We start from the raw sequence: 12,957 nt of genomic DNA on the forward strand, positions 1-12,957 counted from the left end.
TCTCTTCCAAAAAGTACTTAAAGCTGTTCTTTATTGACGAAATTGTAATGTGTTTATTGCACTCAACCATAGTTTATCTAATCGCATATCATTATTTTAATAAGCCTTTTATGCTTATACTAAAGCTGAATTAAATATTCTGTATTATAAAAATGGTAAATTTTTGAAGGAGTTGCTTTGTAAGTTTAATTTTGAATTTTCTACCTTATATAAAAAAACATGAACCAAGCACAAATTATAGAAGAAGCCTTAACAAGAAGCTACGCATATTCTACCTATAAAACTTTAATTAATCAATTATTTGAAGAAGGTAAAACAACGGGAGAAACTCAAACGCAAGCCTTTTTAGGTTATACTAAATTAGGCATACGCCGAATGAAACGTTGGGATAAAACCGCAAAGTTGAGTGCAGAACACATTGCAGCGATACAGCAAATAACAACACCACAAACTTGGATTGTTATTACGGAAGCTTGGTGTGGCGATGCAGCGCATGCATTACCCATTATTGCTAAATTATCTGATTTGAATCTGAATATAAATTTAAGAATTGTCTTGCGCGATGAAAACGAAGATTTAATGAATGCTTTTTTAACCAATGGAAAAAAATCAATCGCGAAAATGATTGGTTATGAGCCAGAAAAGAAAGAAGTTTTATTTACTTGGGGTCCACGCCCAAAAGGAGCAACAAGTTTATTTGAAGTAGCTCGAGCTCGTGATGGTGAAATTACACCAGAAGTTAAAGAAGAGCTACAAATGTGGTTCAACAAAGATAAAGGGAAGCAGATTGCCGAGGAAGTGGTAAGTCTTGCTTTAGGTTAGTCGCCGTTTTATGATTTTTAATTTTTTAGTTCAGTTGAAGTGGTGAATTTTTAAATATACATTCTAAAATTATTCGCCCAATTTCATATCAAAATGTATTAAAAAATTGTACCCTTAAGTATTAAGAAACCCTAACTAATTTAAAAATCAATTAGTTAGGGTTTAGTTGTGGTCCCACATGGGCTCGAACCATGGACCCCCTGATTATGAGTCAGGTGCTCTAACCAGCTGAGCTATAGGACCAATTTTGTATGTAAATTTAGGTTCATTAAATTACAACCTAAATTCTAATGGACGGCAAAAATAGAGATTAAAGGCATATCTACCAAAATTTTATTTTGGTTTTTCTTGACATAATTCTACTAATACGCCATTACTAGATTTTGGATGTAAAAAGGCAATTAATTTATTGTCTGCTCCCGTTTTTGGTTTTTGGTTAAGTAGCTGAAAACCTTCTGCTTGTAATCGTTTAATTTCAGTTTCAATATTATCTACTGCAAAAGCGATGTGATGTATACCTTCGCCGCGCTTTTCGATAAACTTAGCAATTGGGCTATTGGAATGAGTTGCCGAAAGCAATTCGATTTTGCTTTCTCCTGTTCTAAAAAACAAGGTGCTTACGCCTTCGCTTTCAACTTGTTCTTCTTTGTAAGCTTCCGTATTTAATAGAGTTTGGTATGTTTTTGAAGCCTTGGCTAAATCTTTAACGGCAATGCCTATATGTTCAATTTTTTTCATAAATCTATTTAAATTTCAAAGTTAGTTATTTTCGGAATACTAATAGAATTTAGCTGAAGTTGAATTGATGCAGTATTTGCGTTAAGGATTGAAGTGAAAAGCCCGCAAAGCTTAAAACTTTACAAAATGCCTATTTAAAAAGCGACCTTAGAAGCTTTTTAAATAGGCTAATTTTGTTGGTTTTTGGCTGCGTACTTGTAGCGGAAAGCCTGTTTAAACGCCTAAATGTTTTAATGCTAAATGCCACGTATTTGTCTTTAACACTTTGTTTGTTGTGTGGTAAACTTTAAAAGGAATACCTTACTTTTGCAGTATGGAAACGACAAGACAAAAAAAGATTGCTGGAATTTTGCAGCAGGATTTAAGTGATATAATTTCACGCATTTTACGCGATGCTGGACGTGGTAACGTAATTGTTTCGGTTACTAAAGTTCGGGTAACTCCCGATTTGTTAATTGCTAAGGCTTATTTAAGTGTTTTTCCCGCTGAACATGCCAAGGATTTAATTGGCGAGATTAATAATATGAAATCTAAACTCAAGCATCAGGTGGCTTTAAAAACTAAGAATCAGTTGAGAAGAATGCCGGAGTTGACTTTTTATAATGATGACACTTTAGAATACATTGAACAGCTTGAAAAAGCTGCTAAAGGAGAGAACAATCCGCTTGAAAACAAGGATTTATTGAAGCCTAGAAAGAAAAAGTGAAGTTTTCCAGTTACATAGCTAAACGTTACTTATTTTCTAAAAGTGAGCGCAATGCCATTAATTGGATTACTGGTATTGCTGCACTCGGCATTATTGCTGGTGCATTCTCTTTGTTTGTGGTGATGTCTACTTTTGCTGGTTTAAAAGAGTTTAGTCTACAATTTTCTAATCAATATGACCCGGATGTAAAAGTGCTTCCAAAATTTGGTAAGACTTTAGAATTTACTTCGCAGACTGAAGCTAAATTATTGGCTTTACAAGATGTTCAATTAATTAGTAAAGTGGTTGAAGAGCGTAGTTTAGTAAAGTTTAAAAAAAATACTTCGGCTGCGTTTATTAAAGGCGTCGACGCTAACTTTTTAGAAGTTACCCAAATGGATCTAGCTGTAGATTTTGGCGAGTGGTTTACGAGTGAATACCAAGTGGTTTTAGGTAACCAAATTGCTCGGACTTTAGGAACAGGGATTAATGATCCTACGGGTGTAATTACTTTTATGGTTCCGAAAGCAGGTAAAGGCCAAATTACTTCTTTAAACGCTGCATTTAGAACTACAAATGCTATGGCTACAGGGTTTTATAGAATTAGTGAAGAGTTAGATGGAAAATACATGTTTGCCGATTTGGCTTTTACTAAAGATTATTTGGGTTTTAAGGATAATGAATATTCGGCTATTGAAATTAAATTAAGTCCTTTGGCCGATTTAACTAAAGTTAAACAAGGTATTAAAGCGGTCTTTGATGAAGATGTTTTTGTGAAAGATCGTGTGCAGCTTAACGATCAGCTTTATAAAATGTTGAACACAGAGTATTTAGCTGTATATTTTATTTTTACTTTGGTGATTATTATTGCGCTTTTTAATGTAATTGGTTCTTTAATTATGGCCATTTTAGATAAGCGAAAGGATATTAAAACTTTAGCCAATTTAGGAGCTACAAGAAGCCAATTGAAAAATATCTTTTTTAAACAAGGCATTTACATGACCTTAATTGGTGGTGGTATGGGTTTAATTTTAGGTTTGTTGTTAGTGGTTTCGCAAATGCAATACGGTTGGTTTTTAATTACACCAAGTTTGGCTTATCCTGTAAAAATTGAAATTTCGAATATTTTAATTGTTACAGCTACGATTTCAGTTTTAGGGATAATTGCTTCTTGGATTGCAGCTCAGCGAGTGGAAAAAGTATTGATTTAGGTGTTTTTAAAAATAACAGCAAGATTCAATTAATCAATATGTTAAGTAGTGTTTTTTAGACATAAAAACATCCTTAGCAAATATTCTTAGTATATCTATATCGGTTGGTGGGTTTGCAGTGGGCTTTTTTGCATCAAGAACACGAAGCACGCAAAAATTAATGAGCTTACTTCATCAATTTATTGCTAGCTCAACGGGTTTAAATTGATCTATAACAACTTTAAATTGGTCTCCTTGCTTTAAATTAACCATTGGGCCTAAAGCACCAGATAAGACCAATTCTCCTTTTTGAAGTGGTGTCTTCATTTCTACCATTTTGTTAGCAAGCCATTGTACAGCCAGGAGCGGATTTCCCATACAGGCTTTTCCTGTACCTTCGGAAGTTAATTTGTTATTTTGAAACAATTGCATTTGGCAATCTGTAAAATTGATATGGCTAAGCGGAATTTCTTCTTTACTCAATACATAATGACTAGCTGAAGCATTATCGGCTACGGTATCGACAATTTGAATATCCCAATTTTGAATTCTGCTGCCAACGATTTCAATAGCTATTACAGCATAATCGATGTAATTTTGAAGCTCTTCTATCGACTTAATTTCTTTTGTAATACTTTTCTTTAGCACAAACGCCCATTCAGCTTCAGCTTTAGGTTGCATTAAATGGCTAAATGCAAGTTTGTTTTCATCAGGGCTTACTTCCATCGAATTTACAAGAGTGCCAAAATCTGGCTCATTAACGCCCAATTGCTTTTGTACAGCTTTAGAAGTTAGGCCTATTTTTTTTCCTGTAATGTGATTTCCTTGGCTTATTTCTTTTTCAATGTTTATAGCTTGTACTTGATATGCTTTTTCGATGGATGCTGTTTCTAACAAGTTACGAATAGGCAAACATGGAATATTATTCGTTTTGGCATGATATAAAATATCAGCAATTTGTTCAATATTGGTGTTGGACATAAATTAGGATTTAAAAAATAATTTCTTTGAATTCAATTAATTTATAAATGTAAATAATGGTGAAGCTTAACCCAACTAAAAATTTCATAAAACTGGAAACAAGAAAACCAATAAAGGAACCCCAAGCAGAATTTAATGCATTTTTTGTGTTGCTTTTGTTGAAAATAATTTCGGCTACAAATGCGCCCATAAAGGGGCCAATAATAAAACCAAAAGGTGGAAAAAAGATTAATCCTAAAATTAAGCCTGCAGTGGCTCCCCAAGCTCCATATTTACTACCTCCGTATTTTTTGGTTCCCATTGCGGGTAAAAAATAATCTAAAACACTAATACCAATAGCAACAGCAAAAGTAATAACTAGCAAGAGTACATTTTCTGGAACATCTTTAATAAAATATAGACTCAATAAGCCTAGCCAGGATAATGGTGGTCCTGGAATTACAGGCAAAAAACTGCCAATTAATCCTGCTATCAGTAATATTATTCCTGCTATAAGTATAATGCTTGTTAACATAAATCCAATCGAGTTAGTTGCAAATAAAAAGCTTCATTTTAACTATACAAAGTTAAATGAAGCTTTTTTTATTGTATAAACTAGCAGTCTGCGCTTATTTAAATTTCAGAACTGAGATAGGCTTTACATGCATCTTGTTAATGCAAAAAATAAAGGGACACAGATCTAATTTAAGTTTATTGTTTCCATTTTTCTATGGAATCCTTATTCATTTTTACGTAATCATTATTCCCCGCTTTCTTAGCAGCTTCTAAAGATGCTTCTGCAATTTTAATTGCTTTTTTTTGCATTCCAGCTTGGTAATAAATTAGTGCTTGTTGTCTCAGCATCCAATATGGTTTTTTATCTTCCATTTTCATTGCTGTGTCAATCCAACTAACGGCTTGTTTAATATCTATACCTTCGTTTAAAAAATAAACAGCAGCGTTGTAATAATCCCTTGCAGAAGGCTCTTTTTGCATAGTCTTTTTGATGCTTTGCATTACTTTCTGTTCGGTAGGAACTTCTATATTAAACTGAACTTTTGTGTTTTCCCAAGCAATTTCTAACTTAGCTTGGTTAGCTGAAATATCTACTATTTGAAGCGAAAAGTTTTCAGTAAATGCTCTGGTTTTTGTAGATTTAACTTCAAATTTTGCAGCCACTAAATCTTCGTTCCATTCTTCAGGAAGACCCCAGTTGTCTGTTTTTGTGTACAAATAAATAACCCAGCTTTCATTCGTTGGTGTAGAGTATAAGGCGTAATTTCCTGCTTTTACAGCAACTCCTTCAATTTTTACGTCATCAGAAAAACCAATACTCGTGTTGGCATTTGCCCCTGTTCTCCATTTTTTGTTGAAGGGTACCAAGTCGCCAAAAATAGTTCTTCCGTTTACAGCTGGTCTAGAATAATTAAGTTCGATAGTAGTTAACCCTACAACTTGTTCAGTTTTTGCACTTGGCGATGCTTGTGGTGTAGTTACCTGTGCAAATGTGCAAAAACTCAATAATGCGATTACTAAATTAAAAATGTGTTTCATGAAAATTGTTTTTATTTACAATAATAACAGAAATTAACTTGATTTTTTATACTTTTATGAAAATTAAAATATTAGGTTTGATGCACTCTATTTTACACTTCAAAAAAATACTTACTTTAAGTGTTTTTTTTATTTTTTGCTTATCTAGTTTTGCCCAGCAAACTAATTATTGGGAACAAGTAGTTTCTCCTTATATACAAAAGAGTTCACAAGCAACTACTTTTAAAAATTACTATACTTACCAATTGGATACAGAAGCATTTAAGACAGCTTTAAAAAATTCACCCCATCGTTTTTCTAATCAAAAAAGTACGGTAGAGATTGTGTTTCCTTCTTTTAATGGAGAATTAGAAAGCTTCCGAATATACGAAACTGAAGTTTTGTCTTCAGCTTTAGCTGAAAAATTTCCATCTATAAAAACGTACATCGGTGTAAGTACTAAAAATAGGGAAACTAAATTAAACTTTAGTTTAACACCACAAGGAGTATTTGGAATGCTTGTGCAAAACCAACAAACTCTTTTTGTAAATCCTTTTTCTGCTGAAAATGAAATTTATATGGTTTTTAATAAGAAGCAAGCAAAACAAGAATTTACAGATAAAATGCTTTGTGAAGCTGATGATATTATGGAACAAACTAATTTGGGTACTTCTTATGATAATGTCCCTAGTTTAGTAGATAATTCAACACTAAAAAGATATCGTTTAGCCCTTGCGTGTTCAAGTTCATATTCTAATTTTCATTTAGCTCAAGCTTCTGTTCCTGAAACTGCATCTAATCAAGTAAAGTTAAGTGCGGTTTTAGCAGCTATGGTAGTAACTATTAATCGAGTGAATTTTATATATGAACGTGATGTTGCGGTAACGCTTCAGCTTGTTGCTAATAATGAAGACTTAATACAATTAGATGCTCAAACTGACCCTTACTCGGATACGGGAAATGATATTAATATAAATCAAGCTCAAATTGATGCTGCAATTGGTAATTCAAGTTACGATATTGGACATGTTTTTAATACAGGTGGCGGCGGAGCTGCATCTTTTCAATCGGTTTGTAATCCACAATTTAAAGCAGCTGCTTATACAGGTTTGCCTAATCCTGTAGGCGATCCTTTTGATGTTGATTATGTGGCTCACGAAATAGGTCATCAATTTGGTGGAAGCCACACTTTTAATAATGAATGTGGAGGTGCAAGATCTTCTTTTACAGCCGTTGAGCCTGGAAGCGGAAGTACCATTATGGCATACGCAGGAATTTGTCCGCAGAATGTACAAAATAACAGCGATGCTTACTTTCACATTGCATCGGTTTTTCAAATGCAGAATTTTATTTCAACTGGTGGTGGTTTATTTTGTGCTGAAAGTATAGATATTACTAATACACCACCAAGTATAGATGTTCCATTGCAAAATTATACTTTACCTGTAAACACTCCCTTTTATTTAGATGTTACAGCATCTGATGCTGATGGAGATGAGCTTACGTATACTTGGGAACAATTGGATAACGAAACAGACTCACCGCAACCGCCACTTCCATTAAATATTGGTGGACCTAACTTTAGATCCTTAAGTCCAACAACCAATTCGATTCGTTATTTTCCAAATTTGAATTCTGTTGTTAACAATTTTAATCAAACTTGGGAAGTATTGCCAGCTATAGGAAGACAAATGGAATTTGCTGTTTTAGTAAGAGATAATAACTTAGAAGCTGGACAAAATGTATTTGATACCACCAACCTTACGTTTATAAATAGTAGTGCTTTTGAAGTTACTTCGCAAAGTGAATCGGATATAATTTGGGAAGTTGGAGAAACAGAAACCATAACTTGGAATGTTGCTAATACGAATCAAGCGCCAGTCAATTCGAATTTGGTTGATATTTTACTTTCTACCAATTCTGGTCAAGACTTTGACCTTGTTTTAGCGAGTAATGTTCCTAATACAGGCTCTGTAGATGTTACTGTGCCAGATGTTTTTGGTCCAGCTTGTCGTGTGATGGTTCGAGCTAGCGATCATATTTTTTTCAATGTTAATACTGCTAATTTTAGTATTAATTCAGATGGCCAGTTAGAATGTGAAGAAGTAGCTAATACAACCCCAGTTTCAATTCCTGAAGGATTGGGGCAGAATGATCCAGGACCAGCAGCCACTTCTGTAATTAGCATTGACGAAAGTTTAATTATTGAATCTATTAGTGTTTCTTTAGATATTACCCATACTTACATACAAGATTTAGGAATTTTATTAATAGGGCCCAATACCGAAAATGTAACCTTATTTAACCGCAACTGCTTAAACCAAGGTGGAATTGCTGTTGAATTTAGTGATTTTGGATCTCCGATTCCTGATACATGTCCAGATCCCTTAGCTGGAACTTTTCAACCAGCTACTGGAAATTTAAACCAATGGGTAGGAACTAATGCACAAGGAGATTGGACATTGCAATTACAAGATTTTTGGAATGAAGATACAGGACAGCTAAACTCTTGGTCTATTGAAGTTTGTGCTTCAAGTTTATCAACTATAAACCTAGAAGCAAATCGTTTCTCTATCATTCCAAATCCAAATACGGGTAGATTTCAAATTAACTTTAAAAGTTTATCTAGTTCAAACTTAACAGGACAATTATTTGATTTGCAAGGAAAATTAATTCAAAATATTCAATTAAGACCTGGTGTGTTAAGGCAATCTGTTCAGTTAGAAAATCTTCAAAATGGAATGTATCTGTTTAAAGTTATAGATGGACAAAATAGCTTTGTTGAAAAACTTTTAATACGTTAGTATTTTAAATAATTTTTTTTGAAATTTATTGAGTATTTAATTTTAGCATAAAAAGTTCTGCTGATACTCCATCGGTTAAAAACAGTGCTTCTGGGTGAATTTTAAAAATATTTGGATTAGTTTTACTTTGTATTAATAAATTTGTTTTCAATTTTTCTGTAATTAATTTTATAGCATAATTTTTAAAAAGACTACCAAATTCTTTTTCAATAACATTCAAATCAATTCCCCATTTGGTGCGCAAACGCGTCATTATGTATTCGTTATATCGGTCCGTTTTATCTAAGATTTCTTCATCTGCAGGAAGGATATTTTTTTGTATTGCTTTTATATATTTTATATTGTTTGCTACATTCCAACTCCGTTTATTTTTTATTAAGCTATGCGCGGAAGGTCCAATTCCTAAATAATTTTTTCCTGTCCAGTATGCAGTATTGTTTTTGGAGCTAAAATCGGGTTTGCTAAAGTTTGAAAATTCGTAGTGATCAAATCCGTTTGCTTTTAAGACTTCGATTAAAATTTGGAAATGTTCTTTTGCTAAATCATCATCCACTGGTGGTATCACTTCTTTTTCTATGAAATAATGCAAAGCTGTGTTGGGTTCTACAGTTAATGCATAACTAGAAACATGCGGAATGTCTAATTCTATTACTTTTTCTAAGTTTTGAATCCACTGATCTTTTGTTTGATCGGGAATTCCATAAATTAAATCGATGGAAATGTTGTTGAAATACTTTTTAGCTAAATGAATTGATTTTTCGGCTTCAATGGAGTTATGGGCTCTATTCATCAATTTTAAGTCACTTTCAAAAAAAGATTGTACACCAATACTCAAGCGATTTATAGGTGTGCTTTGAAGCATTTTTAAATAACTTTCAGATAAGTCATCAGGATTTGCTTCTAGTGTAATTTCTGCATTTTCAATTACATTAAAATTATGGTTTATTGTATTAAATATTTGTTTTAAATCTTTTTCAGTAAGAAGGCTAGGAGTGCCGCCTCCAAAATAAATGGTTTGAATAGGTAAGTTGAGTTCGTTTTTTCTAATTTCTAATTCTTTACAAATGGCATTTACTAATGCCGATTTATGCTTTAAGGAAGTAGAAAAATGAAAATCGCAGTAATGGCAAGCTTGCTTACAAAACGGAACATGAATGTAGATTCCCATAATTTAATATTTACTTTTCCATTGGTCCTTAATTCGCTTTGCTAATTGTTGCTCTTTAGTGTTTTGTGCAGGTTCAAATAAAATTGTGCCTTCTATTTCCTTGGGAAGAAATTCCATTTCTGCAAAATTATTGGGGTAGTCGTGCGCATATTTATAATTGGTACCGTAATTTAAATCCTTCATTAATTTAGTAGGTGCATTTCTTATAGCCAAAGGTACTTGTAAATCTCCAGTTTGCTTTACTAAAGCTTGTGCTTTATTAATGGCCATATAAGCCGAATTGCTTTTGGGTGAAGTAGCTAGGTAAATGACACATTGGCTTAAAATAATTCTCGCTTCAGGAAAGCCAACCGTATTTACTGCTTGAAAGGTATTGTTTGCCATGACTAAAGCTGTTGGGTTGGCTAAACCAATGTCTTCGCTTGCTAAAATAATTAGTCTTCTGGCTATAAATTTTACGTCTTCACCGCCTTCTATCATTCTGGCTAGCCAGTAAACTCCAGCGTTAGGGTCGCTTCCACGAATCGATTTTATAAATGCAGAAATAATATCGTAGTGTTGTTCTCCAGTTTTGTCATATCGAGCAGATTTCTGTTGAATTGCAGCTTCTACTTTTCGATTGGTAATTTCAATTTCGTTTGTTTTTTCAGAAAATACAACCAATTCTAAATTGTTTAGTAATTTTCTAGCATCTCCACCGCTCAACATAAGTAAGGCATCAGTCTCAACTAAGTTAATTTTCTTTTGTTGCAGGATTTGGTCTTCCTGGATTGCTTTATCTACTAATTGAAGCAACTCAGCTTTTGTAAATTCGTTTAAAATGTAAACTTGGCAACGCGATAGGAGTGCAGGTATAACTTCAAAACTTGGATTTTCAGTGGTTGCACCTATTAAAATTACCCAACCTTTTTCTACAGCACCTAGTAAAGAATCTTGTTGAGATTTACTAAATCTATGGATTTCATCGATAAAAAGTAGTGGTTGTTTGTTTTGAAATAAGCCATCGCTTCGTCTAGCTTTATCAATTACATGGCGTACATCTTTTACTCCAGAATTGATAGCACTTAAGGTGTAAAATGGTCTATTAGCTTCTTTAGCGAGTAAGTTTGCTAGGCTGGTTTTACCAATACCTGGTGGACCCCAAAACAGCATAGATGGTATTGAACCAGAGTTTAAAATCTGCCGAATTGTACCTTTTTTACCAATTAAATGTGTTTGACCTATGTATTCTGTTAATGATTTTGGTCTGAGTCGTTCTGCTAATGGTGCTGCCATTTTGCAAAACTACGATATTGATGACAATTTTTCTGTACTTTTAGCTTGGCTCTTTTTTTGAATATAATAAACTATGAAAGTAAAGGCTCATTTTGATTTTTTTGATGTTATCTTATTACCCTTCTTGCTGGTTTTTAGTTTGTGGTTTGTGTATTGGGTAGAACTCCGTTTTGCACTAAATTTTAATGACTATGGTGTTAGGCCAAGAAGCTTTATCGGCTTACGAGGTGTTTTATTTAGTCCATTTATTCATTCTGGTGTAGAGCATTTATACAACAATAGCATTCCCCTTTTTGTGCTGCTCTCTGCTCTTTTTTACTTTTATAAAAATATTCGTTTTAAAATTTTATTTTGGGGTTTTGTAGGAACGGGAATTTTAACTTGGATTATTGGAAGAGAGTCTTACCATATTGGAGCAAGTGGAATAGTTTATTTATTAACATCTTTTCTTTTTTTTAAGGGGATTTGGTCTAGAAATTTTAGATTGATTGCCTTATCTTTAATTGTAGTTTTTTTATATGGGAGTATGGTTTGGGGTATTTTTCCCCAAAAAGAGCATATTTCTTGGGAAGGACATTTATCGGGTATGTTAGTTGGACTTTTACTTGCGTTGATTTATAAACCACCAGCTACTTCCGTTACAACCTATGAATGGGAAAAACCAAATTATGAAGAAACAAAAGATGCTTTTCTTGCACAATTTGATGCCCATGGAAACTTTATTCCTGCAAGCGATTTGGAAGATAAAAGTGACGATTTACCTAATCATACGCTAAGTTGTACAGAAGATGTTCAAGTTGAATATACAATAAAGCATAAGAAATAGATTTTTGCTTTAAGCTTCAGTGATAGTACAAGCTAATGTATCCAAGTCGAAAACTTCATCTAAATTAAACCAAGTACTTTTATTAGTTTAGTTTGATGTTGTAGCAAATTCTCAAATCACCATTCTCAAATCCAGAAATCTCAAATCATCATTTAGAAGTTATAAATCCTACATCCTAGATTCTCCTTCTTACAATTTCATATAAGAGAGCTCCACAAGCAACACTTACGTTTAACGATTCTATGTTGCCTAATAAGGGTAGTTTAACCTTCAAATCAACTTGTTTAAGAGTTGATGAGCTAATTCCCTTATTTTCATCACCCATGATTAAAGCAAGTTTTGAGCTGATTTCTTGGCTATAAATATAGTTTTCGGTTTTTTCAGTTGCAGCAATTAGCTGTATACCGCTAGATTGAAAATAGAATAAGGCATCGTGAACATGGTCAACTTTACAGATGGGAATGTTATATATGGCACCAGCTGAAGTTTTTACGGTGTCTTTATTTACACCTGCCGAGTTATTTTTAGGAAGGATAATGGCATCTACGCCTGTACATTCAGCCGTACGGATTATGGAGCCTAAATTTCGCACATCAGTAACCCCATCTAACACTAAAAATAGCGGATTATCTTTTTTGGTTAAAATATCTTCTATTGTTTTTTCAAAATCTAAAAATTCTATAGGAGATACAAAAGCAATTATTTCTTGATGATTTAAATGTTCGTATTTTTTGAATTTTACTTGTGGAACAAAACTGATTTTTACTTGTTGTTTTTTGGCTAGCTGGTTAATTTCTTCATAAAATTCATTGCGTTGTCCTTTATTGAGTAAAATTTTCTCAATCGCTTTTTCATTTTTAAGTGCTTCAATTACGCTATGAGCTCCGTATATTATTTCTTCTTTTTCCATGGTTTTGTGTAAAAAAAATACCCTGCAAATGTATGCAGGGTATTTG

Annotated in this window: 12 protein-coding genes and 1 tRNA gene; 5 read left to right on the forward strand and 8 right to left on the reverse strand. The window is 33.2% G+C overall.

Annotation, left to right across the window (positions count from 1 at the left end):
- Positions 1-219: 219 nt before the first annotated feature.
- Positions 220-822 (forward strand): thioredoxin family protein, encoded by a 603-nt coding sequence (locus IEV63_RS02025; protein WP_188405088.1) that lies wholly within the window; start codon positions 220-222, stop codon positions 820-822.
- 169 nt (positions 823-991) lie between these two features.
- On the opposite strand, the gene IEV63_RS02030 is transcribed toward IEV63_RS02025, so the two are convergent.
- Both IEV63_RS02030 and mce read right to left on the reverse strand, forming a co-directional pair.
- Positions 992-1,065, reverse strand: a tRNA-Ile gene (locus IEV63_RS02030).
- 90 nt (positions 1,066-1,155) lie between these two features.
- The gene (gene mce, locus IEV63_RS02035) at positions 1,156-1,560 is read right to left on the reverse strand and encodes a methylmalonyl-CoA epimerase (protein ID WP_188405089.1); all 405 of its coding nucleotides are present in this window, start codon (positions 1,558-1,560) and stop codon (positions 1,156-1,158) included.
- A gap of 313 nt (positions 1,561-1,873) precedes the next feature.
- Here mce and IEV63_RS02040 point away from each other — a divergent pair, with 313 nt between their 5' ends.
- Together IEV63_RS02040 and IEV63_RS02045 are read left to right on the forward strand one after the other, a co-directional pair.
- Positions 1,874-2,266 carry a ribosome-binding factor A gene (locus IEV63_RS02040; protein ID WP_188405090.1) on the forward strand — a complete coding sequence of 131 codons (393 nt, stop codon included), beginning with the start codon at positions 1,874-1,876 and terminating at the stop codon, positions 2,264-2,266.
- The gene (locus tag IEV63_RS02045) at positions 2,263-3,456 is read left to right on the forward strand and encodes an ABC transporter permease (protein WP_188405091.1); all 1,194 of its coding nucleotides are present in this window, start codon (positions 2,263-2,265) and stop codon (positions 3,454-3,456) included. Before IEV63_RS02040 ends, IEV63_RS02045 begins: the two co-directional genes overlap by 4 nt.
- A gap of 174 nt (positions 3,457-3,630) precedes the next feature.
- Here IEV63_RS02045 and IEV63_RS02050 read toward each other — a convergent pair whose 3' ends face one another.
- The 3 genes from IEV63_RS02050 to IEV63_RS02060 all read right to left on the reverse strand — a co-directional run bounded on the left by IEV63_RS02050 (position 3,631) and on the right by IEV63_RS02060 (position 5,949).
- Positions 3,631-4,416 (reverse strand): 2-keto-4-pentenoate hydratase, encoded by a 786-nt coding sequence (locus IEV63_RS02050; RefSeq protein WP_188405092.1) that lies wholly within the window; start codon positions 4,414-4,416, stop codon positions 3,631-3,633.
- A gap of 10 nt (positions 4,417-4,426) precedes the next feature.
- Positions 4,427-4,930 (reverse strand): DUF456 domain-containing protein, encoded by a 504-nt coding sequence (locus tag IEV63_RS02055; protein WP_188405093.1) that lies wholly within the window; start codon positions 4,928-4,930, stop codon positions 4,427-4,429.
- Positions 4,931-5,106: 176 nt separating this feature from the next.
- Entirely contained in the window at positions 5,107-5,949 is an 843-nt protein-coding gene (locus tag IEV63_RS02060) for a DUF2911 domain-containing protein (RefSeq protein ID WP_188405094.1), read from the reverse strand.
- Between the two features lie 80 nt (positions 5,950-6,029).
- On the opposite strand from IEV63_RS02060, the gene IEV63_RS02065 reads away from it, so the two are divergent.
- Entirely contained in the window at positions 6,030-8,732 is a 2,703-nt protein-coding gene (locus IEV63_RS02065; protein ID WP_188405095.1) for a zinc-dependent metalloprotease, read from the forward strand.
- Positions 8,733-8,757: 25 nt separating this feature from the next.
- Here IEV63_RS02065 and hemW read toward each other — a convergent pair whose 3' ends face one another.
- Both hemW and IEV63_RS02075 read right to left on the reverse strand, forming a co-directional pair.
- Positions 8,758-9,903, reverse strand: a complete 1,146-nt coding sequence (gene hemW / locus IEV63_RS02070) for a radical SAM family heme chaperone HemW (RefSeq protein ID WP_188405193.1) — start codon at positions 9,901-9,903, stop codon at positions 8,758-8,760.
- Complete coding sequence (locus tag IEV63_RS02075) at positions 9,904-11,175, reverse strand: replication-associated recombination protein A (RefSeq protein ID WP_188405096.1); 1,272 nt, start codon at positions 11,173-11,175, stop codon at positions 9,904-9,906.
- 73 nt (positions 11,176-11,248) lie between these two features.
- Here IEV63_RS02075 and IEV63_RS02080 point away from each other — a divergent pair, with 73 nt between their 5' ends.
- Positions 11,249-12,001, forward strand: coding sequence for a rhomboid family intramembrane serine protease (locus IEV63_RS02080; protein WP_188405097.1), 753 nt, complete (start codon positions 11,249-11,251; stop codon positions 11,999-12,001).
- A 175-nt stretch (positions 12,002-12,176) separates the two neighbouring features.
- Here IEV63_RS02080 and rlmB read toward each other — a convergent pair whose 3' ends face one another.
- A complete protein-coding gene (gene rlmB, locus IEV63_RS02085) occupies positions 12,177-12,911 on the reverse strand; it encodes a 23S rRNA (guanosine(2251)-2'-O)-methyltransferase RlmB (RefSeq protein ID WP_188405098.1) in 735 nt (244 codons plus the stop codon).
- Positions 12,912-12,957: the final 46 nt, after the last annotated feature.

The organism is Psychroflexus salis, assembly GCF_014640175.1.
Taxonomy (GTDB): domain Bacteria; phylum Bacteroidota; class Bacteroidia; order Flavobacteriales; family Flavobacteriaceae; genus Psychroflexus; species Psychroflexus salis.

Excerpts from the sequence above, each read along its gene's own strand:
- IEV63_RS02025 (WP_188405088.1), top strand. The coding sequence starts at position 220 with ATGAACCAAGCACAAATTATAGAAGAAGCCTTAACAAGAAGCTACGCA.
- mce (WP_188405089.1), bottom strand. The coding sequence starts at position 1,560 with ATGAAAAAAATTGAACATATAGGCATTGCCGTTAAAGATTTAGCCAAG.
- IEV63_RS02040 (WP_188405090.1), top strand. The coding sequence starts at position 1,874 with ATGGAAACGACAAGACAAAAAAAGATTGCTGGAATTTTGCAGCAGGAT.
- IEV63_RS02050 (WP_188405092.1), bottom strand. The coding sequence starts at position 4,416 with ATGTCCAACACCAATATTGAACAAATTGCTGATATTTTATATCATGCC.
- IEV63_RS02055 (WP_188405093.1), bottom strand. The coding sequence starts at position 4,930 with ATGTTAACAAGCATTATACTTATAGCAGGAATAATATTACTGATAGCA.
- IEV63_RS02060 (WP_188405094.1), bottom strand. The coding sequence starts at position 5,949 with ATGAAACACATTTTTAATTTAGTAATCGCATTATTGAGTTTTTGCACA.
- IEV63_RS02065 (WP_188405095.1), top strand. The coding sequence starts at position 6,030 with ATGCACTCTATTTTACACTTCAAAAAAATACTTACTTTAAGTGTTTTT.
- IEV63_RS02075 (WP_188405096.1), bottom strand. The coding sequence starts at position 11,175 with ATGGCAGCACCATTAGCAGAACGACTCAGACCAAAATCATTAACAGAA.
- IEV63_RS02080 (WP_188405097.1), top strand. The coding sequence starts at position 11,249 with ATGAAAGTAAAGGCTCATTTTGATTTTTTTGATGTTATCTTATTACCC.
- rlmB (WP_188405098.1), bottom strand. The coding sequence starts at position 12,911 with ATGGAAAAAGAAGAAATAATATACGGAGCTCATAGCGTAATTGAAGCA.